Here is a 23,911-nt window from a genome sequence, read left to right as displayed (position 1 = left end):
GGCACGTCAGTTGGCCGCCTGGCGCAGCTTCTCGCTGGCCTCGTTCAGCGCGGACTGCCACTTGGCTTCGGTGGTGTCGCCGCTGATGATGCTGTTGGCGGTGTCGAAGAGCGTGGCCTTGATGTCGACGCCCTCGACCGGCGAGGTGCTCGCGAAGCCGCCGACGAGCGCGGAGACCGACGGGTCCTCGTAGAGCTTGTAGAACGAGGCGCTCTCACCGGTCAGGCTGTCGGCGATGCCCTGGATCGGCTGGATCGCGTTCGACTTGGCGAAGATCTTCGCCGCCTCGTCGGAGTACAGGTAGGCGACGAAGTCCTTCGCCGCGTCCTTGTGCTGGGCGGCGCTGGGGACCCAGACCGACTCGACCGAGGTCGTCAGGTAGCGCTTGGCGCCCGCGGTGACGGCCGGCAGCGGGGTCAGGCCCCAGGTGAAGCCGTCGGCGCGCGGGGCGTCCGCCATCTCACCGGTGATCCAGGTGCCGTTCGGCATGAACAGCGCCTTGTCGTCCAGGATCGACTGCTGGTTCTTGGTGAAGTCCTGCTCGTTGGCGTAGCCGACGGTGGTCGGCGCGGCGTAGCTGAGCAGCTTGGTGGTGATGTCGAGCGCCTTCTTGGCGTTCGCCGACTTCCAGATGTCCTTCTTGTACGTCATGACGTCGGTGTAGAACTGCTCCCCGCCGACGTCGGCGAGCAGCGCGAAGAAGTACGAGTCGAGGTAACCGGCGGTCGGGTAGGTGAAGAGGGGTATGCCCGCCTTCTTCGCCTTGTCGCCGAGCGCGAACATCTCGTCCCAGGTGGCCGGGGTCTTCCAGCCGTTCTTCTCGAACAGGCCCTGGTTGTAGAACAGCCCGGTCGGCGCGTAGTACATCGGCATCAGGTACGTCTTGTCCGTGCCGTACGGGTTGGTGTTCAGGTTGCCGACGATGCCCTCGGTGAGCTTGTCGCCGACCGTCTTGTCCTCGCCGGGGACCTTCGTCTTGAGGACCGGGGTGAGGTCCTCGACGGCCTTGTCCTTGACCAGCGTCTCGGTGAGGGCGGCCTTGCGGCCCTGGCCGAGCACCACGACGTCCGGGTACTTGCCGGCCTTCATGTTCGGGGTGATCTCGTCCTCGATGCTCTTCGAGATCTGGAGCTGGACGTCCACGTCCGGGTGGGTCGCCTCGTAGGCCTTGATGACCTGGGCGTACATGTCCCGGCCGTAGCCGCCTTCGAGGGCGGCGACCTTGAGGGTCGTCTTGCCCGAGTCCGCGCTGTCCCCGCCTCCCGAACATCCGGTGGCGAGCAGCCCGAGCACCGTCACAGCGGTGCCCGCAAAGGCGAGCGACTTCCTCATTTGGGGGGTCCTTCCCGTGGACAACTGCCCACCTGACTGCGAGTGGCAGAGCGGGCGCGATGGGCCCCCGTCGAGGGTCCCGTCACCGCGCGCCGCGCCACCGCAGTGCCGGATTTGGATCTTCGTTGATCCGGCGTTGTTACGGTGGCACCGATAACATGGTGCGTACGATGGCATCGATCACATGACGGCGCAAGGGGTCAGATGAGGTCGATTCGCCGAACGGGGCACACCGGGACCGATCCGCACGTCGCGGCGGACCGGGGCGCGACCCCGGGCGGGGGCACTCACGGAGCGCGATCGGACGCCAGCACTCCATGCGCACAAGGGAGTTCCGGCGTCGCGGCAGGAACGCGCGGAGGCGGTCACGCACTCCGCGGACCGCCACGGGGCGGTCCATAACGTTTTCGCAAGGACCCTGTCGAATCCCGCGCAAAGCCGGCGCCGAACCGTCGCGAACCGCGCGCGAGCGGGACGAAAGGGCGCGCCCGGGACGGGAGTCGGACGGGGCGGACCCGGGTGATCGTCACGAGTCGGCCAACTCGGGCGTCTAGTGACAACAGGGTCGGATCGGCCGACACGGGCGAGCGTGCGGGTGGGGCGGTGACGGCCCGGCGGGACGCGGGCGGCCGGTGGGACGCGGTGACGACCGGCGGGACGCGTGCGGGCCGCGGGCGGCCCAGTGGGACGCGGTGACGACCGGCGGGACGCGTGCGGCCCGCGAGCGGCCCGGTGGGACACGGGCGGCCCAGTGGGACGCGGGCGGCCCAGTGGGACGCGGGCGGACACCCGGCCCCGCCGGGCGCGAGGAGCCCCGGCCTTACTCCCGGCGCTGCGGCCTTACTCCCGGCGCGGCGGCCTCACTCCCGGCGGGGCGGCGCAACTCCCGGCGGGGCGGCGCAGCCCCACCTCCGGCACAGGAGGGGCCCCCGGCCTCAGCTCTGGCGGGGCGGTGCGGTGGAGCCGCGCACCGACAGGGAGGCGGTGACGGTCGACTCCTCGACGGCGGCCTCCCCCTGGAGCAACAGCGTGACGGCCGCCGCGCCGTAGCCGTAGAAGTCCTGCCGGACGGTCGTCAGGGGCGGTGCGCAGTAGGCCGCCAGCGCGATGTCGTCGACGCTCACGATGGAGACGTCGTCGGGCACCGAACGGCCGCGCTCACGCAGGGCTCTGATCACCCCGAACGCCATCTCGTCGCTCGCGACGAAGACCGCGGTGATCTCCGGGATCATCGCGACGATCTGCCCCTGCCGGTACCCTGAGTCGGGCGACCAGTCCCCTTCCAGAGGGGTCGGTGCCTCGATCCCGGCCGCGTCCAGGCACTCCCGCCAGCCCTGGCGCCGTTGGCGCGCCTCGATCCACTCGTCCGGCCCGGCGATGTGCCAGATCTGCCGATGGCCCAGGTCGAGCAGGTGCTGCGTGGCCAGGCGCCCCGCCTCGGCCTGGTCGATCCCGAGCACCCGGGCCCCCTGCGTCCGCGACCCGTCGAGGGTGACGGTCGGGATCTCGCGGGTGAGGTCCTCTATCTTCTGCGTCACCGAGATGAGCGGCACGGCGATCACCAGACCATCGACACCCTGGTCGGCGAGCTTGGCGAGGGAACGCTCCATCAGGCCGGCGTCGAGCCCGGCGATGGTCGCGATGCTCACCGCGTACCCTGCCGCGCCCGCCGCCGACTCGACACCGGCGGTCACCGCCGAGCGCGAGTAGTACCCGCCGGACTCCAGCAGGACGAGCCCGATGGTGTGACTGCGCCCCGAAGACAGCGCCCTGGCGGCGCTGTTGAACCGGTAGCCGGCCTGCTCCACGGCGGCGAGCACGCGCCGGTTGGTGTCGGGGGTGACGTTCGGCGAACCGCGCAGCGCACGTGACACCGTCTGCGCCGAAACGCCGGCGATGCGGGCCACGTCGGCCATGCTCGGCTGCCTCGGCCTCGCGATGTCCTCGTTCAAGTCGCTCCATCCTCCGGGATCGGCTGCTGGACTCTACCAAGCTTGTTATACATGTCATCGATAACATACGCTCGCGCCGTGACTGAGCCGCCCACGACACACATCGCCCCGGCACGCCCCACGGACGCTGCGACGGCGGGCCCCGCCACCGCAGCACTGTCCTGGCGCGATGGCCGCATGTACCGCAACGGCCTTCCGCACCGGATTCTGTCGGGAGCGCTGCACTACTTCCGGGTTCATCCCGACCTCTGGCGGGACCGCATCCGCCGGATCGCCGATCTCGGGCTCAACACCGTCGACACGTACGTGGCGTGGAACTTCCATCAGCCCCGTGAGGACCGGCCGGCGGACTTCGACGGCTGGCGCGACCTCGAGCGGTTCATCCGCATGGTGGGCGAGGAGGGCCTCGACGTCATCGTCAGGCCCGGCCCCTACATCTGCGCGGAATGGTCCAACGGCGGTCTGCCGGGTTGGATCACCGGACGCGACCTCGCCCCGCGCAGCTCCGACCCGGCGTTCACCTCCGCCCTCGGCACCTGGTTCGACGAGCTGATCCCCCGCATCGCGGCCCTCCAGGCGTCCCGTGGCGGACCGGTCGTCGCGGTGCAGGTGGAGAACGAGTTCGGCAGCTACGGCGACGACCACGCCTACATGCGCTGGAGCCGCGACGCCCTGACCGAACGGGGCATCGAGGAGCTGCTGTTCACGGCGGACGGCCCCACCGAGCTGATGCTGGACGGCGGCTCCCTGCCGGGCACCCTGATGGCCGCCACCCTGGGCTCCAAGCCCGAGGCCGCCCGGAAGCTCCTCGCCGGCAGGCGTCCCGAAGAGCCCTTCCTGGTGGCCGAGTTCTGGAGCGGCTGGTTCGACCACTGGGGCAAGAAGCACCACGTACGCGGGGTGGAGAGCGCCGTGCACACCCTGCGCGGCATCATCGCGGACGGTGGCGGTGTGAGCATCTACATGGCGCACGGCGGCACCAACTTCGGCCTCTGGGCGGGTGCCAACGAGACGGACGGCCGACTGGAACCCGTGGTGACCAGCTACGACTCCGACGCGCCGATCGCCGAGGACGGCTCGCTCACGCCCAAGTTCTTCGCCATGCGCGAGGTGTTCGGCGCCGAGGGCCCCCTCCGGTCGCCCGAGCGGATGCCGGTGCTGCCGCCCGCCCGCGTACCGCTCGCACGCCACGCCGGCCTCCTCTCCGGGCTTCGCGCCGTGCCCCCCGCGAACACCCGCACCGCTCCGCGCCCCGCCACGTTCGAACAGCTCGGCCTGGACGCGGGCATGGTCCTGTACACCGCGCACCCGCGCGTCCCGGCGGGCACGCACCAGCTGACCCTGAGCGACGTGCGCGACCGTGCCCTCGTCTTCGCCGACGGCACCTTCCTCGGCATCGCCGACGCCGACTCCCGGGAGCTTCCCCTGGAGGGAGCGGGCGAGGTGGTGACGCTGGAGATCCTGGTCGAGAACCTCGGCCGGATCAACTACGGACCGACCGTCGGCGGGCACAAGGGCCTTCTCGGCCCCGTCCTGGTCGACCGGCGCACGGTGCAGGGCTGGGAGAGCGCAGCGGTCGCGCTCCAGGAGTGGTCCGACGCGGAACTGTCCGAGGCGCTCGTCGCGGGCACGGAGCCGCCCGGGGCGCTCGCCGCGGGGCCGTCGGGTACGCCTGGCGGTCCCGTCGCCGCCGCGGCCGGCGGATTCGCCGTCGCCGAGCTCCACGTCGACGCTCCGGCGGACACCTTTCTGGCGCTGCCCGGGTCACGCCGCGGCTTCGTCTGGGTCAACGGGTTCCTGCTCGGCCGCTACCGGGAGGCGGGGCCCCAGGTGACCCTCTACTGCCCGGCACCGCTGCTGCGGTCCGGTGTCAACACCATCGCGGTCCTCGAACTGGAGAAGCTGGGCGAGGAAATCGAGTTCCGGGAGCGCCCCGACCGGGGCCCGCGGGCGGAGAACACCGATGTGTTCGCCGGCCCGGCCCCCCCGCCGCGGGGGGGGGTGCCCGGCCGCTGGGGCGCCGCCCACCCCTCGGGGGTGCGACGGGCGGCCGGCGAGAGCCGAGCCCGCGGACTGCGTCCCGGGGCCGCCCGCCGGCCTCCGGCGTCAGGTCTCGTGCGGGTCTACCTCCGCGCCTGGATCAGCGCGTGCGTGCCGCTCGTCCGCCACGCGGCCCCGGACCGTTCGAGGTTGTCGAGCACTCCCGGCTCCAGGCCGACGACGACATCGGACTTCAGCGTCCGGAGCGCCGCGACGGCCCCGGGGAAGTGGGCGGTGAGCCCGGCGAACGAGTCGGTCGCGCCCCACCGCCGGTCGCCCACCAGGCGACGGTAGTTGAGGTCCCCCTTCAGGATGGTGAGGGCGGCCCCCCGGAACTCCTTGCGCAGGTCGTCGGGCATCTCCTCGTACGGGAACGGCGCACAGAAGAACGGGTGGGTGCGGACCTCCACCGCTCCGGCGGCCATCGCCGTCCAGAGCCGCTCCCCGGTCCGGCCCGCTTCGCCGGGCGCCTCGACGAGGCGGCGCAGACAGTCGACCACGTCGGCGGTCATCGCGTCGGAGACGAAGTACGGGGACGGCTTGACGTACAGCACGACCCGCTCGGCGTGCCCATGTCCGAGGAGGTGGTCGATGAGGACGAGATCGGGAATCAGCTCACGTCCGGCGTTGTCGGCCACCACCGCGACCGTGGCAGGACTCCCGGCGGGCAGGAGCTGCCACAGTGTGGCGCTGTCGTCGGCGACCAGTGCCGGGGCCACGACGCCGCTCTCCGCCGGCCCTCCCGCCGAGATCCGGAAGCCGAGGTCCGCGCGGTTGCCCCAGAGCGAGGCGTGCAGGAGCGCCGCGCCCCGCCGGCCGGCCGGAGCGTCGGCGAGCGCGTCCAGCGCCCGCAGCTCCCCTTCCACCGCCTCGCCCCGCAGTTCGGCCCGCTTGGACGGCGCGAAGGGATCGACTCCGCGCCACGGGCCCGTGCCGAAGTACCCGACGGCGCCGAGGAGCCTGCGGTAGAAGTAGTTCTCCGCCCACAGGAACGGGGCGTCGTACCAGGAGCCCCCGAAGTACTCCTGCCCCCAGGCAGCCCAGTGCGCATGGTCGTGGTCGTCGTCCTCGGCGGGGAGCGGCCCGACGACGTCGTCGGTGATCTCGGCCAGCAGCACGTCGAGGGCCTCGTGCTGGCGGCGGCCGTACGGGAAGGCGTCCCGCACCTGCCGGACGAGGGCGGGGTGGCGCTCGGCCAGTACGCCCCGGGCGAACGAGCCGAGCTCGTCGCTCCGGACGACCGGAGCACGGACCGGGCCGGTGCCTCGTCGAGCAGACTCTTCGCCCCTCGCGCGGTGGATCTTCTCTGTCATGGTGCCCCAGCCCTTCGCGTGTCGCTCACGCGACCATGATCCCAACAGGATCCTCGCGGCCGCTGCGGCCCGCCGGTCGCTCCGGGGTGGGCGAGGACGTCAGCCGTCGCGGCGCGGGGCCGGATCCGGAGCCGCGACCGGCGGGGGACGCCGCGCCCGCCACCGGGCCGGGAGGAGTGCCGAAGGGCGGGCGGCGGCCCGTCCGGGCCATGGGTGCCGCCCTTCGCGGGCGACCCCTCGCTCCTTCGTACCGCTCGAAGCGGAATACTCCTTGAGCTCATGGAGATCGGAGCCGTCGCCCCCACATTTACCGAAAACGCCCTGCATCTACCCAGACATCCGTAGTCACCGTCACCTGTCCCACGATTCATGGATGCCGAAAACTCCACGCATTCGCTCCTCCCGTCTCACCTGATGTGTGCGGGGTGGCCTATCCCCAGTGGACCGTGCTACGTTTTTTGGACCAGACCAATTGGCCTGTTCTACGGGGGAGTTCGGCGCATGACCAGCGCTTTCGCCCCTGTGGATCTTTCGTTGCTGTCAATTTCTTCGATCACTCAAAGAAATGGACGATTCTTTGCATTGTGTTTCCTGTCGTCCCACTGTTCATTGAACCGTGAAGGATTTAGGAGCGCGATTTGATGCACAATCAGAAGGCTCCGACCCGCCCGTTAATTGGGCATTCTGGGCGAGAGAGCCTTTGGGGCAGAATGGCGTTGGTGTCGCCCGAAACCCGGCTGGACAACCGTGTGACGACGTCGGCGGGGCTGGCGGCCGCGCTGCGTGCCGTAGAAGGCTCGGTGGCCGTCGGCGGCGGGGGCGAGCGGGCCGTGCCCTCGGCCGGAGCGATCTACCCGTACGAGTTCTACGTCGTCCTCGCGGGCCACGGCACCCGGACGGGCCAGGTGCTGGCCGTCGATCCGGTGCGCCGACGGTGCCGGCGCGTCGGGGCGGGGGAGGCGTCGGTGCGCGACCAGTGCCTGCTGGCCGGCATCGACCCACCGGAACCCGGGGGTGCGCTCCTGGTGCTGGTGACCCGGCCTTGGCTGTCCATGCGCAAGTACGCGGACCGGGGCTACCTCTACACCCAGCTGGACGCCGCCCACATGGCGGTGAACGCGCTCGGGACGAGCCAGGGGCGCGGCACCGAACTCCTGCTGCGCTTCGACCGCCGCCCGATGGAAGTGCTTCTGGGGCTGGTGGACCGTTGCCGCGAGATCCACTCGTTACTGCGTGTCGGCACCACCGGCGACGCGGCGCTCCCCGACGGCTGGAGTGTCCACGCGGAGGGCCCTGCCACCGAGGGTCCCTCATGGATGGAACAGGTCTGCTGGGAGTCACTGCTGCCCGTGCTCCCGGGCGACGAGGCCCCCAAGCCCGTCCCGGGTGCGCGGCCTCTCACGCGCCCCGGCCCTTCGGCCCGGCCCGTTCCCGAACTGTCCGCCCCACGGTGGACCGCGCTCTCCCGGCGACGCAGATCGAGCAAGCGGTACGTGCCGTCCGCCGTGCCCGCGGACGTGCTGGACCTGACGCTGGCAGCCGCCGCGACCGCACTGCGCACGGATCTCCCGCCGAGCGGAGAGCTCGGTGTGACCGTGCTGGCCCGTACGGTCGAGGGGGCTCCCTCCCGGGTGTTCCGGCTGTCGGGCGAGCCCGCGCCCCCGCTGGCGAAGGCGCCGGACGGCGACCTCGTCGTCCGTGCGTGCATGGGGCAGGAACACCTCCGGCACGCGGCGGCGTTCGTGGTGTTCCACGCACCGCGGGCGGACCTGGTGACCCGCCGGTCCGCCTGCCTGCGGGAGTTGCTCTTCCGGGCAGGAGGCACGGCCCACCTCCTCTACCTCGGAGCCACGGCCGCCGGGCTGGGCGTCACCGCGGTCGGGGGATTCGACGCCGCGCTGTGGCGCACCGCTTCCGGGCTGCCCGAGGACCACGACCCCGTCTACCTCCTCTCCCTGGGCGCCACGGGTCGTGGCGGAGTCAAGTGGGACCGTATGCCCGTCGCCTACGCGCAGAGCGAGGGATGAGCGATGCTGAGCGATCTCTTCACCGAGGCGGCCCGGCGTCATGCTTCCCGGCTCGCCGTCACCGATCCCGGCACCGGACTCACCTACGGCGAGGTGCTCTCCCGGGCCACCGGGACCGCCGAGGCGTTCCGCCGCCTCCGGCGCGGCGACGAACCGTCCCGGGTGGGACTGGTCGCCTCCAACTCGGCCGAGTACGTGGTGTGCTACGTCGCGGTCCTGCTCGCCGGGGACGTCCCCTTCCTCATCGACTCCAGCTTCGGCCCCCGTGAGCTCTCCCTGATCACCGAGGAGTGCGGGCTCGATCTGCTGGTGCGCGACGCGCCGTCGGACGGAAAGTCGCCGGCCGTGCCGGGAGATTTGCTCGCCTCCGGAACCGGTACGCTCCGCGTCGGCCGGACGGCCGCGCCGGCGGAGCGTCCGATGCTGCTGGACGACACGGAGGTCTGCCGGTTCACCTCCGGCACGACCGGCAAGCCGAACTGCATCGAGTTCTCCGGCGGCGCCGTCGCGGCAGCGGCGGCGAACTGGGCGGAGGGCACCGGCCTCGGCGCCGACGACCGGGTGGCTTGCTTCGCCGGGCTCTCCAACGGCCTGGCGTTCAACACCTCGTTGCTGTCGGTTTTCCTCACGGGTTCCTCGCTGCACCTCAGCCGGGGGCTGCCCACCGGCGGCCGGACGGCCCGGCTCATCGAATCCGTCGGAGCGACCCGGCTGGTCGGCTTCCCGGCCCTGTACGAGTCGGTGCTGCGCCGCGGGCTGGCCCAGGACGTGGCCCGGCGGATCGAGGTGGCCATCTCCTCGGGCGCACCGCTGCGTCCGGAGACGAAGGAGGCCTTCGCTTCGCGTACCGGGGTCGTCATCCGCAACTACTACGGTGTGGCCGAGGCCGGACCGCTGACCTTCGCGCACGACGAGCAGGGCCTCGACGGACTCGGCCCGGCCCTTCCGGGTGTCACTCTGTGGGCCGGAACCCCGGGCAGTCCGGGCCCGATCCACGTCGTCAGCGAGTCCATGGGCTCGCGCTACCTCAACGCGCCAGGGGTCTTCGAGTCCCGGCTGGACGCACGAGGCCGCTATCGGACCGGTGACGAGGGCTCGCTCGACCAGGGCATCCTGCACATCACCGGCCGCACCGGCCGGGCGATCAACGTCGGTGGCCGCAAGGTCGACCCGGTCGAAGTGGCCGACGTCCTGCGCGGCGTCGCCGGCGTGCACGACGTCGTGGTGTTCGAGGACACCGATCAGCACGGTGACTCGCTGGTGGCCGCCGCGGTGACCGGAGGGGCGTCGCTGGACGGCGCCGCCGTGCGGGACCACTGCCGGGAGCGACTGGCCGCCTTCAAGGTGCCGACGCGCGTCCTCGTTCTCGACCGGCTCCCGGTCAACTCCATCGGCAAGCCCTCCCTGGCAGCACTGCGCGAGCTCACCGCCCACCACCGGTGATCGTGACCGGTGCGGCACCTGACAGTGGTTTCGCGAGAGACACAAGGAGAACTGACATGAACGACGACGCTCTGCGTGCCCGGTTGGTCGCGCTCGTCATCGAATCGGGCGACGGCAACATCACCGAGGCGGACATCGCCGACGCCAAGGGGGCCTTGCGCGGCCTCAACTATTCCTCCCTCTCGTACATGCGGCTGATCGACGCGATCGAGAACGACCTCGGGGTGTACATAGACCCCGACGCCGGCAACGAGGTCTTCGAGAGCCTGGACACCCTGGTCCCCCTCGTGCGGAAGGGAATGGATTCGGTTGAGGCGTGAGCCCGGTCCCTCGGTCGGCGTCATCGGCGGCGGCCGGCTCGGCAGCGCCGTCGCCGGGCACGCCCGTGCGGAGGGACTGTCCGTCGTCCTCACCTGTACGCGGCGCGGCTGGCGGGCGGAGAGAACACCCGACGTCGTGATCGATGCCAGCGGGCCCGGTGCGCAGGACCAGGTGCGCGCGTACTGCGAGCGCAACCGGACCCCGCTGATCGAGTGCGTGTCCAACCTGGACGACCGGCAGTGGGACCAACTGCGCGTGCTGGCCAGGACGGTACCGGTCGTCCGGGCGGCGAACCTCTCGCTCGGCCACTACCTCCAGACCCGGCTGCTCCGCGAGGTAGCGGCCCTGCCCGAGGCGTTCAGGCCGCGGGCGAGCGTACGGGAACGCCATCCGGTGACCAAGGCGCACCGCCCCAGTGCGACCGCGGTGGAGCTGGGCCGCACCTGGTCGGCGCTGAGCGGCGGTGACCCCGACGACGTCAGCTCCCTGCGCGGCGGCCTCGCCGTCAGCGACCACGAGGTGATGTGGACGTGGCAGGCCGAGACCCTGTCGCTGTGCCACTCGGTCGGATCGCTGGAGGCCGCGGCGGCCGGCGCGACGGCGGCGGCGCGCTGGGTGCACGGGAGAAAGGCAGGGATGGAGTCCATGGACGCGGTCTACGAGGACCTGCTCCACCACCACGCAGCGGAGTACCAGTGACTGTGATCTCCGGGACGAACCCGGTTCCGACGGTCCATCAGCGACTGTTCACCCAGATCGCCCTGGGCGCGCGCATGCTGTCGCTCGACGGACACGACGACTTCAACCAGGGGCAGATCTCCGCCCGCGCCCCGGGGTCGGACACCTTTTTCATCAAGAACGCCCTGTGCGGCTTCGACGAGGCCACACCGGAACAGATCGTCCAGGCACACGTGGACCACACCCTGCCCGCCCCCTCTCTCGCCCCGCCCGAACTCCCCCTGCACCAGGCGATCTACCGGGCCCGGCCCGATGTGAACGCCATCGTCCACTCCCACGCGCCCCACACGCTGGTCTTCGGAGCCACCGATCTCGAACTGCGTCCGGTCTCCCACGAGGGAGCCTGGTTCGCGGGCCGGACCGGGCTCTTCACCACCACCAGCAACACGGTGCTGGACATCGCCACCGGGGACGCGATCGCCGAGGCCCTGGCGGACGGCAACGGGGTGTTCCTGCGCAACCACGGCGGGGTGGTGGTCGGCAAGAGCGTCCGGCACGCGGCCGTCTTCGCGACCGTGCTGGAGCGCGCCTGCCGTCTGCAACTCCTCGCCGAGAGCAGCGGGGCACGGTACACCTCCTCCAGTCTCCAGGACGTCCGGCTGAAGCGGGACTTCATCTACGCGGACCTGTCCGTGCGCTCCTACTGGGACCACAGCGTGCGGCGGGTACGCCGCGCGTGCCCGGAGACCTCTTCCTGGCCACGGGCGTGAGGGGGCCCGGCATCCAGGTCGCGCTCGCCAGTCGGGGTACGTTCGCGGACACCCCGCTGAGCGACGCGGACCGTGAGGGCCTGCGCGACCGCCCCGCCGCGGCGAGGCAGGACTACCGGGAGGGACGGGGCCTGCTCCGCTGGTCGCTGAACCGCGTGTTCGGTCCGCGGTACGCCACCGCTCCCGTAATCCCCGACTGCAGGGGGAAGCCGGTGCTGCTCACGGACGTCCGGATCGGGATCAGCGTCTCGCACAGCGGGAACGCGGTCGCCGTCGCGATGGCCGCCGGCCGGGACGTCGGGGTGGACGTGCAGACGCCGGCCCTTCCGTCCCCCGGTCTGATCGCCCGCTGCTGCCGTCCGCAGGACCGCGAGTGGATGGCGTCGCTCCCCGAAGGCCTGCGGTCACGCGCCTTCACCGCCCTGTGGACGGTGCAGGAGTCGTGTCTGAAGGCGTGCGGGGAAGGGGTCGCCTTCCGTCCCGGGCGCGTTCCTGTCGTCCCGTTCCAACTGGCGGGCCGGTGGCGCGGCCACGCGTGGCGGGTGCTGCCCCCGTTCGCGGGGGACCTCGTGGCCGTGGCCGTGTCCGGTCCGCCCGGCTCCCCGGGAGCGGTACACGTCCTGACCGCGGGAACCACCTCTTCCGCGCCTCCCCCGACCGTTCCGGAAATCCCGGAGTTCCCCGCCGAAAGGACACCGTGAGCACCCCGCACGCATCACCGCTGCTGATCACCCCAACGGCACGCGAAGGGCGGCTTCCCGTCTCCTTCACCCAGGAGGAGCGGCTCGAAACCGGCCGGCACGTGCAGTTGGTCAACAACAAGATCCCGGTGGGCCTGATCTTCGAGGGGCCCCTGGACGTCACGCTGCTCGAACGCTGTCTGGAGATCCTCGGCCACCGGCACGAGTCGCTCCGCCTGTGCTTCCCGGTCGACCCGGCCGGCCACACCCTGGCGGTGCTGCCCGACCTCCAAGAGCCGTTGCGGGTGGTGTCGGTCGAGGACACCGCGCCCGACCGGCGCTTGGACCACGCACTCGCCCTGCTGGCCGAGGACGCCGTTCGGCCGTTCGAGCTCTCCACCGGGCCGCTCTTCCGCCGAATGGTGGTCAGGGTGGACGAGCACACCCATGTGCTGTGCATGACCATGGACCACGTGAACATCGACGCTCTGTCGGTGCGCACCCTGATCAGTGAGCTCTTCGCCCTCTACGAGTCGCTGGCCGCGGGACGGGAACCGCGGCTCCCCCACCTCCCGGTGCAGTTCCCCGACTTCGCCGCGTGGGAGCGCGGCTACCTGCGCGGCCCCGTGCTCGAACGTCTGATGGGCTACTGGCGCGAGCAGTTCGACGGCATCGACCCCATCCCCTCGTCCGGACTGGTCGATCCGGCGGGCGGCGTCGAAGGACCGGCCAGACTGGTGAAGCTGTCGACCTTCATCGACAGTGAGCGGACCAAGTCCATCGACGCGTTCGCGGAGTCACTGGGCACCAGCCTCATCTCCGTGGTCGGAGCAGCGGTGAAGGCCACGGTGTGGCGGCGGCGACTCGACACCGTGGGGGACGAGGCGGCCGGCACGGTCGCCCTGTTCGGATCGCTGGGCAACAGGACCCGGCCCGAGACGCAGCACCTCGTCGGTTATCTGGCGACCGTGGCCACCTTCCGCACCACATTCGACGGGTCCACCACCTTCTCCGACCTGGTGGGCCTGGTGGGGCGTACCCTCTGGGACGCCATGCGGCACCAGCGGATTCCGCACTCCCTGATCATGAAAGAACTGGGCCACCCGCAGTACGGTGCCCGCTACGGCGACCCGGCCGGCATGCCCCCGTACCTCAATTTCGACGTACTCGACTACGCGATGGACACCTTCACCCAGCCGCCGGGGCTCTCCGTGCGGCGGGTCACGCTGCCCACGCCCGAGGTCCCCAGAGGCGGGCTGCGGGTCCTCGGCTTCCGCCGCCCCGACGGGATCTCCCTGGAGTTCCGCTACCGGAGCGACCGCTATGGCGAGGCATGGGCGAAGGACTTCCTCGCCGAACTCGACAGGGTCCTGGCGCTCGGCACCGGGAGTCCGGCGACCCGGGTGCACGAACTGTTCGACGTGCGGGCGGGCCGGTCATGAGCGCTTTCAAGATGGCAGCCGTGGACCTGGACGGCACCCTGCTGCGTTCGGACCGCTCGATCTCGGCGAGGACACGTACGGCGGTGGCACGGGCGCGGGACGCGGGAGTGGAGATCGTCTTCGTCACCGCCAGGCACTCCGCCGCCATCGAGGGGTTCGTGTCCGATCTTTCGCTGACCGGCGAAGCGGTGTGCTGCATCGGCGCGGCCGTCCACACCCTGCCGTCCACGGCCCTGACGTGGAGCAGCACGCTGGCGCCCGCGGACTCGGTGGAGATCGCCCGGCGCATCGCCGCGCACTTCCCCGGCCTGAGCCTCGGCTGGGTCCTGCGGTCGGGACCGCTCGGCTACCAGCCCGGGTATCCCGGAAGGCTCCTGATCGGCCCCTCGTTCCACGCCGACCCGCTCCTCATCGACGAACCCGTCCTGAAGATGTGGGCGATCGGGGACGGTCTCGGCGAACACCGCCCCGACGCGTTGGCACGCGTGGTGGACGGCCTCGCGGACGTCGCCCATCACGGCAGGGGGTTCGTCGACCTCGTCGCTCCCGGGGTGACCAAGGTAGGCACGCTCGGACGGCTCTGCGAGGCCCGGGGGATCGACGCCTCACAGGTCGTCGCTTTCGGCGACGCGGAGGCGGATCTGCCGATGCTGGCGTGGGCCGGACACGGCGTGATGATGGCCAACGGCCGGCCCGAACTGCACCCGCTGGCCGACGAGGTGGCGCCCGGTTGCGACGACGACGGAGTGGCGGTCGTACTCGAACGGATCGTGGGAAAGGAAGTGGCGCTGTGACGGCGAAAGTACAGAGGATTCTGCCCTCGCAGGACGCGACGGACCTGATCGGTCTGGCGATCGACATCGCCGACCGCGAACTCGCCCCACGGGCGGACGAGTTCGAGGCCCGTTCGGAGTTTCCCCGGGAGGTGTTGCGCACGCTCGGGCGTTCCGGGTTCCTGGGACTCCCCCATCCCGTCGAGTACGGCGGCGGAGGGGTCCCTTACGAGGTGTACGTACAGGTCCTGGAGGTACTCGCACAGCGGTGGCTCTGCGTGGCCGAATCGGTGTACGTACACACGCTGTCCTGCTACGGGATGGTGCACCACGGGTCGCCGGAGCAGCGCAAGCGCTTCCTGCCCGACATGCTCGGCGGTGAACTCCTCGGTGCCACCTGCCTGTCGGAGCCGCAGGCCGGCTCGGACGCCGCCTCGGTGACGACCAAGGCGACCCGTGAGGACGACGTCTACGTGGTGGACGGTACGAAGTCCTGGACCACGCACGGCGGGGTCGCCGACTTCTACACCGTCTACTGCCGCACCGGCGGCCGCGGCGCGCGCGGGCTGTCGTGCCTGTCGGTCGACGCCCGCACCCCGGGGGTGCTGCCGCAGCGACGCGAGAACAAAATGGGCGTCTCCTCGTCCCCGACCGCCCAGATGGTGTTCGAAGGGGCACGGGTCCCCGCCGACCGGCTGATCGGCCGGGAAGGCAAGGGATTTCTCCTCGCGATGAACGCGTTCGACGTCGGGCGCCTCTCCAACGCGGCCTGCGCGGTGGGACTGGCCCAGGCCGCGCTGGACTACGCGACGCGGTACGCGAAGTCACGTGAGCAGTTCGGCCAGCCCATCATCTCCTTCCAGGGAGTGGGATTCATGCTCGCGGACATGGCCACCCAGATCTCGGCGGCACGGGCTCTGGTGGTGTCCGCGGCACGGCTCCGGGACCACGGCAAGCCCCACTCCGTCGAGGCGGCCAAGGCGAAGCTGTTCGCCACGGACATGGCCATGCGCGTGACCACCGACGCGGTCCAGGTACTCGGCGGCTACGGCTACGTGAAGGACCATCCGGTCGAACGCTGGATGAGAGAAGCCAAGTTGCTCCAGATAGTCGAAGGCACCAATCAGATCCAGCGCGTCGTCATCTCGGGCGCGCTGTGAGAAGGGGAGAGAACTGCATGAACAGTCAGTTCGAGGTACCGGCGAACGCGCCTCTCGAGGTCGTGGCACACAAGGCCGGTTACGACGACGCCTTCATCAGGCTCGCCGAGTCGGTCTACCAGGAGCGCTTCCCGGGCTCCGAAGTCCTGCACACCGGAGTCAACGACGTGCCCGCCGCCCTGGAGCCCCGGTTCGCCGCCGGGAACCCACCGGACTTGGCGAGTTCGTCCGGTCTGGCGATGATGGACCTCGGCCGGCTCTCCAACGAGGGCCAGCTCATGGATCTGACGCCCCTGCTCGAATCGCCCTCGGTGGACGATCCCGGCCGGACCGTCGCAGAGTCGTTGCTGCCCGGCACGCTGGAGATGACCACCTTCGGCGGACGCTGCTACGCGATCAACTACGCCTACAAGGTGTTCGATCTGTTTCACGCCAAGTCCCTCTTCACCGAGCACGGTTGGGAGTACCCCAGGACCTGGGAGGGGATGCTGGAGCTGTGCGCCGAGATCAAGAGGGCCGGGATCGCGCCGTGGACGTACGCGGGTGACTTCCTGGCACCGCTCTTCCGGGTCCTGCTGTCGATGGCGACGAAGCTCGCCGGCCCGCACATCGTGCGTGACATCGACAACCTGGAGCCGCACGCGTGGCGGGCGGACGCGGTCGTGGCCGCGGCCGAGGCGATGTACGAGCTGGTCCGCCGGGACTACATCCTGCCCGGCACCTCCCGGATGACGTACATGGAGGCCCAGGAGCAGTTCGTACGCGGCAAGGCGGCGTTCATCCCCTGCGGCTCCTGGCTGGAGAGCGAGATGCGCGGCATCACTCCGGCGGGCTTCGAGATGCGGCTGGCCCCCGTGCCGAGCATCGGCACGGCCAACGCCCTCCCCTACGACGCCGTGATGGCGGTCGCCGGTGAGCCGTTCATGGTACCGACCAAGGCGAAGAACCCGGACGGGGGCCTGGAACTGCTGCGCATCATCACCTCGCGGCAGGTCGCCCGGACCTTCTCCGAGACCACGGAGGAACTCAGCGTGGTGGCCGGAGCGGCGGACGGCCTGCCTCCCGGCGCCAGCCTCGGAGTGGTCCGCGACGTGATCGAGCGGGCCGGCGAGCACACCTTCGCCATCGGCTTCCACCTGCGCTACCGGGACCTGTACAAAGGGCTCGGCCGTGTCACGGCCGAGCTGATGACCGGGGACATCACCCCGCACGAGTGGAGCGTCCGCTGCCAGCGGGAGTCCGACCTCATCGCCGCCGACACCAGCATCGCCAAGTACCCACGCTGACCACCCGGGCACGGCTCCCGCGGGAGCCGTGCCCGTCGATACGTCGAACACCGGAGTCACCATGTGCGCGCAGGACAACAGAATCGACCCGGCCGGTGGGGCGGAGCACGCCACCGGGAGCACGGGCCGTGACCGGCTGCAGCGGCGCACGGTGCGCACCCTGGCACTCACCCAGACAGTGGCGGGCGTCGGCGTCGCGACCGGCTTCGGTGTCGCCACGCTCATGGCGGCGGAACTGGCCGGTTCCCCGGAGTTGGTCGGACTGGAGCTGACCGCCTCGACGCTGGGGTCCGCCGCCGCGGCGGCGGTCCTGGCGGCGGTCGCCCATCAGCACGGCCGCCGGCGCGCACTGATGTCCGGCTATCTGGTGGGCGCGGTGGGAGCGGTGGTGTGCGTGGCCGCCGCGCTGTCGTCGAACTTCTGGCTGTTCGTCCTGGGCATGGTTCTCTACGGATCGGCCCAGGTGAGCGGTTTGCAGGCCCGGTTCGCCGCCGGCGACCTGGCCACGGAGAAGGACCGGGGCCGTGCGGTCTCCTTCGTGCTCTGGGCCTCGACGATCGGCTCGATCACCGGGCCGAACCTGTCCGGCGCGGCGGCGGCGGTCGACCACGCCCTGGACATGCCCGATCTCTCGGGCAACTTTCTGTTCGCCCTGGTCGGATTCCTGATAGCCGTCGGCATGATCGGCATCTGGTTGCGGCCCGATCCGCTGCTGCACTCCCGGCAGGGGCTCCGACCGCCCGGTGAGCGGACCAAGCCCCGCCGTGTCGCCCCCCTCAGCACCTACGCCGCCCCCGACGCCAGACTGAGCCTGGTGGCCCTGTCCACCAGCCACCTCGTGATGGTGTCCCTGATGGCGATGACGATGCTGCACATCAGCCACTCGGGCATGTCGATGGGCTGGGTCGGGTTCGCCTTCAGCCTGCACTTGGCCGGCATGTCGGGGTTCTCTCCGGTCTTCGGCCGACTGGCCGACCGCATCGGACGTCCCACCACCCTGGTGGTCGGGCTGCTGTTGAGCCTGACCTCGTTCCTGACGCTCGGCACGTCCCCGGCGACCGTGTCCTGGGCGTCCGCGCTGGGCCTGCTCCTACTGGGTCTCGGCTGGTCGTGCGTCATGGTCACCGGCTCCGTACTCCTGTCGGAGTCCGTGACCGCCGAACACCGACTGCTCGCCCAAGGAGGGTCCGACACCCTGATGCTGCTGTGCGGGGCCCTCGGCAGCGCGTGCTCCGGCGTCGTGGTCGGCCACTACGGCTTCCCCGCGCTCACCGTCGCCGCCGCGATCGTCGTGCTGCCCGCCCTCCTGCTCGCCCTGTCCTCGGTCAGGAACTCCCGGCGGAGCGGCGACGGAGAGGATGCGGCAGTGGGGGAACCCGCCGCCTGAGGTTCGCGGGGCCGGGGCTTCTCCACCCCTTGGGCGGGGCGGCTCCCGGACCGGGCGGCCGTACGCGAAGAGCACGCGCCGGGGGCGAAGCCGGTGATCCGCTCCGGCCATGACCGACAGCGCGGCAGAGGACCTCGCCACCGTCGACTTTGTTGTCGCAAACTCCCAGGGCGTCGCCAGTCATCGCACTGGCCGGGCGGCCGTTGCGCAGGGCGCCGACGTGACCACCCCCCGGGGGCGTCACAAAGGCCGGAGCCGGCCCCTTCCTGCCCCGTGCACGGCACCACCGTCCGCCGGCACTGCCCCGATCGTCCCACGTCTTGCCGGGGCAGGGATTTCCCGTCGAGCAGCGGAGTCGGGTACGGGCTCCCGGCGCACCGGCCGGAACAGCTCTGCGGGACGCAGCCGTGCTTCCGGCCGGTCCGCACGAGTGGGCGCCGGGAGCACGGCCCTCTCTGGCCGGGCAGCGCTCAACCGACATCGAACCCGACCGACTTCGCAGCGGTGAACACCGGTCCCCGGCGCCCCGGAAGCACGGCCCGCCATCCGCGCACCGCTGGAGGCAACCCGCTCCGCACGTCGCGACCACGGGCGTGACGCAGCTCCCGCCGCGCGCGGCCGAGCTGCTCCGCCGCGGCGTCCGCACACCCCGCCGGTGTTCGTCCCGCGGCCGGGAGGGCTTGCTCGCCACCCGGAGGTTTCGCCACCCCGGTCGCAGGGCACGCCCCTTCGCCGGCCGCCAACCCGGCCCGAGGGAGCGCCCGTTCAACGTGTGGTCGCGTTAACGCGCCCGTAAGGCAATTGTGATTCAGGTCTTGACAGGTGCGCATCACCACGCCACCTTGGGAGCGCTCCCACAGCCAGGAACCCGCACAGTCCACCCCCAGTCCAACCCACCCCCTTTCTCCCCCGGCACCGGGTGGAGAAAGGGCGTGCCGGGGCGCCGACGCGCTCCCCGTCACGCTCCACGCTGCCCGGCAGAGGAAGGCGTTTGCCATGAGCTCGGTGATGCGCTGCGGACACAGACGTACCAGAGGGCTCCCCGCCCTCCTGGTCGGATCCCTCACTCTCGCGTTCGCACTGTCGGGTGGGCCGGCCACCGCGGCCCAGCAGAGCACACTGCATGAACTCGCCGAGGCCCAGGGCAAGTACTTCGGCTCCGCCACCGACAACTCCGAACTGTCCGATGCCGCCTACACGGCCACCCTGGGCTCCGAGTTCGGACAGATCACCCCCGGCAACTCGATGAAGTGGGACACCACCGAGCCCGTACAGGGCCAGTTCAACTTCACCAAGGGCGACGTGATCACCGCCTTCGCGGCGCAGCACGACCAGACCGTGCGCGGTCACACCCTCGTCTGGCACAGCCAGTTGCCGAACTGGGTCGGCGCCCTGCCGTCGGCGCAGGTCGAGGCGGCGATGACCCGTCACATCACCGAGGAGGCCACGCACTACCGCGGCGCGGTCACCGCGTGGGACGTGGTGAACGAGCCGTTCAACGAGGACGGGACCTTCCGCACCAGCCCCTTCTACACCGCCATGGGCACCGACTACATCGCCACCGCCCTGCGCGCCGCCCATGCCGCGGACCCGGACGCCAAGCTGTACCTCAACGACTACAACATCGAGGGGCTCGGCGCGAAGAGCGACGCCATGTACGCCCTGGTGAGCGAACTGCTCGACGAGGGCGTACCGCTCGACGGAGTAGGGATGCAGGCGCATCTGGCCGTCCAGTACGGCTTCCCGTACCAGATGCAGGCGAACATGAAGCGCTTCGCCGACCTCGGCCTCGACGTGGCGGTCACGGAACTCGACGTTCGCATGCAACTGCCGTCCGATACCACCAAGTCCGCCACCCAGTCCGCGTACTACCGGCAAGTGGTCGAGGCCTGCCTGGCGGTCGAGCGCTGCGTCGGCATCACGGTCTGGGACTACACGGACAAGTACTCGTGGGTCCCGAGCACGTTCCCCGGTCAGGGCGCGGCCAATCTGTACGACGAGAACCTGCTGCCGAAGCCCGCCCACGCCGCCGTGCGCACGGCCCTGGGCGGTGACGACGGCGGGCAGGGCGGCGAACCGGGGGCGCTCAAGGCGCAGTACCGCAACAGTGACGCGTCGGTGGGCGACAACCAGATCAAACCCGGTCTCCAACTGGTGAACACCGGCGGGGCGGCGCGCGGCCTCACGGACGTGAAGGTCCGCTACTGGTTCACCGCAGGCAACGGGGCTTCCAGTTACAGCAGTTGGTGCGACTGGTCGCCGATAGGCTGCTCCACCGTGACTCACCGGGTGGTCGCCATGGACACCCCGAAAGCCGGCGCGGACCACTACCTCGAAGTGGGCTTCACCGGCGGCAGCCTCGCTCCGGGCGCCTCTACGGGCGAGATCCAGCTGCGACTGAACAAGACGGACTGGTCCGCCTTCGACGAGTCGGACGACTACAGCCGGAGCACCGGCACCTCGTACGCGGACGCCCCGAAGATCGCCGTCTACGCGGGTGACGAGTTGGTCTGGGGCATCGAGCCCTGACCTCCGGCCGCCCCCCGGCCGCACCGCCTCGCACCCCCGTGGCGGCTCCCCGCTCGACCCCCGACCCCCTTCTTCACCCCCCCCTTCCCCCCAACGACACCCGCCAGCGGAGGATTTGTGTCGATTTCACGTAGAACATTCAGCGGCGCCCTGGGTGGCAGCGTCCTCGCCTTCGGTATGGCGCAGGGCATCGCCGTCGCCAAGCCCGCGTCCCGGGCGGCCGACGCCGGCACCCTCGCGACCGCGGCTGCGGCCGACGACCCGTACACCCAGGCGTTCCTGACCCAGTACGGCAAGATCAAGGCGTCCGCCAACGGCTACTTCAGCCCGGACGGTCTGCCGTACCACTCCGTCGAGACCCTGATGGTCGAGGCTCCCGACCACGGTCACCAGACCACGTCGGAGGCCGTCAGCTTCTGGATGTGGCTGGAAGCCGCTTACGGCAGGGTGACCGGAAACTGGGCGCCCTTCAACGCCGCCTGGGCCGTGGCCGAGAAGACCATCATCCCCCAGCACGCGGACCAGTCGACCGCCGACTCCTACAACCCCTCGGCCCCCGCGACCTACGCCCCGGAGCATCCGCTGCCGAGCGCCTACCCCTCCGCCCTGAACGGCACGGTCAAGTCCGGCGCGGACCCGCTCGCCACGGAACTCGCCGCGTCCTACGGGACGATGGACGTCTACGGCATGCACTGGCTGATGGACCTGGACAACGTCTACGGCTACGGCAACAAGCCGGGCACCGGTGGCGAGGCCGGGCCGGGCGCCGGAGCCTCCTTCATCAACACCTACCAGCGCGGTGCGCAGGAGTCGGTGTGGGAGACGGTTCCGCAGCCCACCACGGACCTGTTCAAGTACGGCGGCGCCAACGGATATCTCGATCTGTTCGTCGGCGACTCCAGCTACGCCAAGCAGTGGAAGTACACCAACGCGCCGGACGCCGACGCCCGCGCGGTGCAGGCTGCCTACTGGGCGTACCGCTGGGCCACCGCCCAGGGCAAGGGGAGCGAGGTCGCGGGCTCGCTCGCGAAGGCCGCCAAGATGGGCGACTACCTCCGGTACGCGATGTTCGACAAGTACTTCAAGCGGGTCGGCGACTGCACCGACCCGGCTTCCTGCCCGGCCGGTTCCGGCCGTGACTCCCAGCACTACCTGCTCTCCTGGTACTACGCGTGGGGCGGGGCCGCGGCGGGAAGCGGCGGCGGATGGGCCTGGCGCATCGGTGACAGCGCCTCCCACCAGGGCTACCAGAACCCGCTGGCAGCCTGGGCGCTGTCCAACGTGCCGGCGCTGACTCCCAAGTCGGCCACGGCCAGGGGTGACTGGTCCAAGAGCCTGACCCGGCAGCTGGAGTTCCTGACCTGGCTCCAGTCGAGCGAGGGGGCGTTCGCGGGCGGCTGCACCAACAGCTGGGAGGGGAGTTACAGCAAGCCGCCGACCGGTACGCCGACCTTCTACGGCATGGCCTACGACTGGCAGCCGGTCTACCACGACCCGGCGAGCAACAACTGGTTCGGCTTCCAGGCCTGGGGCATGGAGCGCCTCGCGGCCTACTACCACGAGACGGGCAACGCGTCCGCGAAGGCCATTCTGTCCAAGTGGGTCGCCTGGGCCTCGTCCGAGACGACGGTGGGCTCCGACGGCAGCTTCCGCTTCCCCTCCACGCTCAACTGGTCGGGCCAGCCGGACACCTGGAACGCGGCGTCCCCCGGGACCAACGCGGGCCTGCACGTCACGGTGCTGGACTACGCCAACGACGTCGGTGTGGGCGCCGCGTACGTCAAGACCCTCACCTACTACGCCGCCAAGTCGGGTGACCAGAACGCGGCGGCGCTCGCCAAGGCGCTGCTGGACGCGATGGCGCTGAACGCCACCACCAAGGGCATCTCGGTGCCGGAGACCCGGCGCGACTACAACCGGTTCGACGACGAGGTGTACATCCCCGCCGGCTGGTCGGGCAAGATGCCGAACGGCGACCCGATCAAGCCGGGTTCGACCTTCATCTCCATCCGCAGCTGGTACAAGAACGACCCGGACTGGCCGAAGGTGCAGGCCTACCTGGACGGCGGCGCCGCCCCCACGTTCACCTACCACCGGTTCTGGGCGCAGGCCGCGCTCGCGCTGGCCTTCGCGATCTACGCGGAGCTGCTGGTCCAGGGCGGCACGCCGAGCGGGGACACCCAGGCGCCGACCGTCCCGGCCGGTCTCACCGTGACGGCGACGACCGCCAACAGTGTCTCGCTCTCCTGGTCGGCGGCCACCGACAACACCGCCGTGACCGGCTATGACGTGTACCGCAACGGGGTGCTGGCGGGGAACGCCACCACCACGACGTTCACGGACTCGGGTCTCGCCGCGGCCACCGCGTACAGCTACGCGGTCGCGGCCCGGGACGCGGCCGGCAACACCTCGGCGCTGTCGGCCGCGCTCGCCGCCACCACGAAGTCGGGCGGCTCGACCGGCACCGGCGCGGTGAAGGTCCAGTACAAGAACAGCGACTCCTCCGCCGGTGACAACCAGATCCGGATGGGCCTCCAGGTGGTCAACACCGGCAGCGCCCCGATCGACCTGTCGACGGTGAAACTGCGGTACTGGTTCACCTCCGACGGCGGCGCGAGCACCTTCGGCACCGGGCGCCCCCGTGCCCCGTCACGATCCCTTCACACGGGCGCGCGGCAGGAGCCCTTGACCCGCATTGTCCGGAAGATGTTCGTCGTGGCCCGATTATGCCCCCGACCAGGGCGAAATGTCGTCGAGGGCGGCGGCGGAGGCCTATGT

16 protein-coding genes and 1 pseudogene are annotated in these 23,911 nt (G+C 70.7%); 14 read left to right on the top strand and 3 right to left on the bottom strand.

What is annotated here, in order from left to right; genetic code table 11:
- Positions 1-6: 6 nt before the first annotated feature.
- The gene (locus ACFWEP_RS13410) at positions 7-1,332 is read right to left on the bottom strand and encodes a carbohydrate ABC transporter substrate-binding protein (protein WP_387369565.1); all 1,326 of its coding nucleotides are present in this window, start codon (positions 1,330-1,332) and stop codon (positions 7-9) included.
- A 935-nt stretch (positions 1,333-2,267) separates the two neighbouring features.
- A complete protein-coding gene (locus ACFWEP_RS13405) occupies positions 2,268-3,284 on the bottom strand; it encodes a LacI family DNA-binding transcriptional regulator (RefSeq protein ID WP_387369563.1) in 1,017 nt (338 codons plus the stop codon).
- 78 nt (positions 3,285-3,362) lie between these two features.
- On the opposite strand from ACFWEP_RS13405, the pseudogene ACFWEP_RS13400 reads away from it, so the two are divergent.
- Positions 3,363-5,258: pseudogene (locus ACFWEP_RS13400) on the top strand (beta-galactosidase); the annotation flags it as partial.
- A gap of 149 nt (positions 5,259-5,407) precedes the next feature.
- On the opposite strand, the gene ACFWEP_RS13395 reads toward ACFWEP_RS13400, so the two are convergent.
- On the bottom strand, positions 5,408-6,637 hold the full coding sequence (locus tag ACFWEP_RS13395; RefSeq protein WP_387369561.1) for a damage-control phosphatase ARMT1 family protein: 1,230 nt from the start codon (positions 6,635-6,637) through the stop codon (positions 5,408-5,410).
- 719 nt (positions 6,638-7,356) lie between these two features.
- On the opposite strand from ACFWEP_RS13395, the gene ACFWEP_RS13390 reads away from it, so the two are divergent.
- The 13 genes from ACFWEP_RS13390 to ACFWEP_RS13330 form a co-directional block, all read left to right on the top strand.
- Positions 7,357-8,664: a nitroreductase family protein gene (locus tag ACFWEP_RS13390; RefSeq protein ID WP_387369559.1), complete on the top strand. Its 1,308-nt coding sequence runs from the start codon at positions 7,357-7,359 to the stop codon at positions 8,662-8,664.
- A 3-nt stretch (positions 8,665-8,667) separates the two neighbouring features.
- Positions 8,668-10,107: a class I adenylate-forming enzyme family protein gene (locus tag ACFWEP_RS13385; RefSeq protein WP_387369557.1), complete on the top strand. Its 1,440-nt coding sequence runs from the start codon at positions 8,668-8,670 to the stop codon at positions 10,105-10,107.
- A 56-nt stretch (positions 10,108-10,163) separates the two neighbouring features.
- Positions 10,164-10,427 (top strand): hypothetical protein, encoded by a 264-nt coding sequence (locus ACFWEP_RS13380; protein WP_387369555.1) that lies wholly within the window; start codon positions 10,164-10,166, stop codon positions 10,425-10,427.
- Positions 10,417-11,127: a dihydrodipicolinate reductase C-terminal domain-containing protein gene (locus tag ACFWEP_RS13375; protein WP_387369553.1), complete on the top strand. Its 711-nt coding sequence runs from the start codon at positions 10,417-10,419 to the stop codon at positions 11,125-11,127. Before ACFWEP_RS13380 ends, ACFWEP_RS13375 begins: the two co-directional genes overlap by 11 nt.
- A complete protein-coding gene (locus ACFWEP_RS13370) occupies positions 11,124-11,876 on the top strand; it encodes a class II aldolase/adducin family protein (protein ID WP_387369550.1) in 753 nt (250 codons plus the stop codon). The genes ACFWEP_RS13375 and ACFWEP_RS13370 overlap by 4 nt, the downstream gene beginning before the upstream one ends.
- Positions 11,843-12,577: a 4'-phosphopantetheinyl transferase family protein gene (locus ACFWEP_RS13365; protein ID WP_387369548.1), complete on the top strand. Its 735-nt coding sequence runs from the start codon at positions 11,843-11,845 to the stop codon at positions 12,575-12,577. Before ACFWEP_RS13370 ends, ACFWEP_RS13365 begins: the two co-directional genes overlap by 34 nt.
- The gene (locus ACFWEP_RS13360) at positions 12,574-13,998 is read left to right on the top strand and encodes a condensation domain-containing protein (protein ID WP_387369546.1); all 1,425 of its coding nucleotides are present in this window, start codon (positions 12,574-12,576) and stop codon (positions 13,996-13,998) included. Before ACFWEP_RS13365 ends, ACFWEP_RS13360 begins: the two co-directional genes overlap by 4 nt.
- Entirely contained in the window at positions 13,995-14,792 is a 798-nt protein-coding gene (locus ACFWEP_RS13355) for an HAD family hydrolase (RefSeq protein ID WP_387369544.1), read from the top strand. The genes ACFWEP_RS13360 and ACFWEP_RS13355 overlap by 4 nt, the downstream gene beginning before the upstream one ends.
- Positions 14,789-15,931, top strand: coding sequence for an acyl-CoA dehydrogenase family protein (locus ACFWEP_RS13350; protein WP_387369542.1), 1,143 nt, complete (start codon positions 14,789-14,791; stop codon positions 15,929-15,931). The genes ACFWEP_RS13355 and ACFWEP_RS13350 overlap by 4 nt, the downstream gene beginning before the upstream one ends.
- Positions 15,932-15,948: 17 nt before the next feature.
- On the top strand, positions 15,949-17,217 hold the full coding sequence (gene ngcE, locus ACFWEP_RS13345) for an N-acetylglucosamine/diacetylchitobiose ABC transporter substrate-binding protein (protein ID WP_387369540.1): 1,269 nt from the start codon (positions 15,949-15,951) through the stop codon (positions 17,215-17,217).
- Between the two features lie 28 nt (positions 17,218-17,245).
- Entirely contained in the window at positions 17,246-18,604 is a 1,359-nt protein-coding gene (locus ACFWEP_RS13340; protein ID WP_387369538.1) for an MFS transporter, read from the top strand.
- 996 nt (positions 18,605-19,600) lie between these two features.
- The gene (locus ACFWEP_RS13335; RefSeq protein WP_387369536.1) at positions 19,601-21,133 is read left to right on the top strand and encodes an endo-1,4-beta-xylanase; all 1,533 of its coding nucleotides are present in this window, start codon (positions 19,601-19,603) and stop codon (positions 21,131-21,133) included.
- 177 nt (positions 21,134-21,310) lie between these two features.
- The coding region (locus ACFWEP_RS13330; protein WP_387369567.1) for a glycoside hydrolase family 48 protein at positions 21,311-23,911 on the top strand (2,601 nt) is incomplete at its 3' end.

Origin of the sequence: Streptomyces sp. NPDC060198, from assembly GCF_042728415.1 — a bacterium.
GTDB lineage: Bacteria > Actinomycetota > Actinomycetes > Streptomycetales > Streptomycetaceae > Streptomyces.
This window is presented reverse-complemented; position numbering and strand designations above follow the sequence as displayed.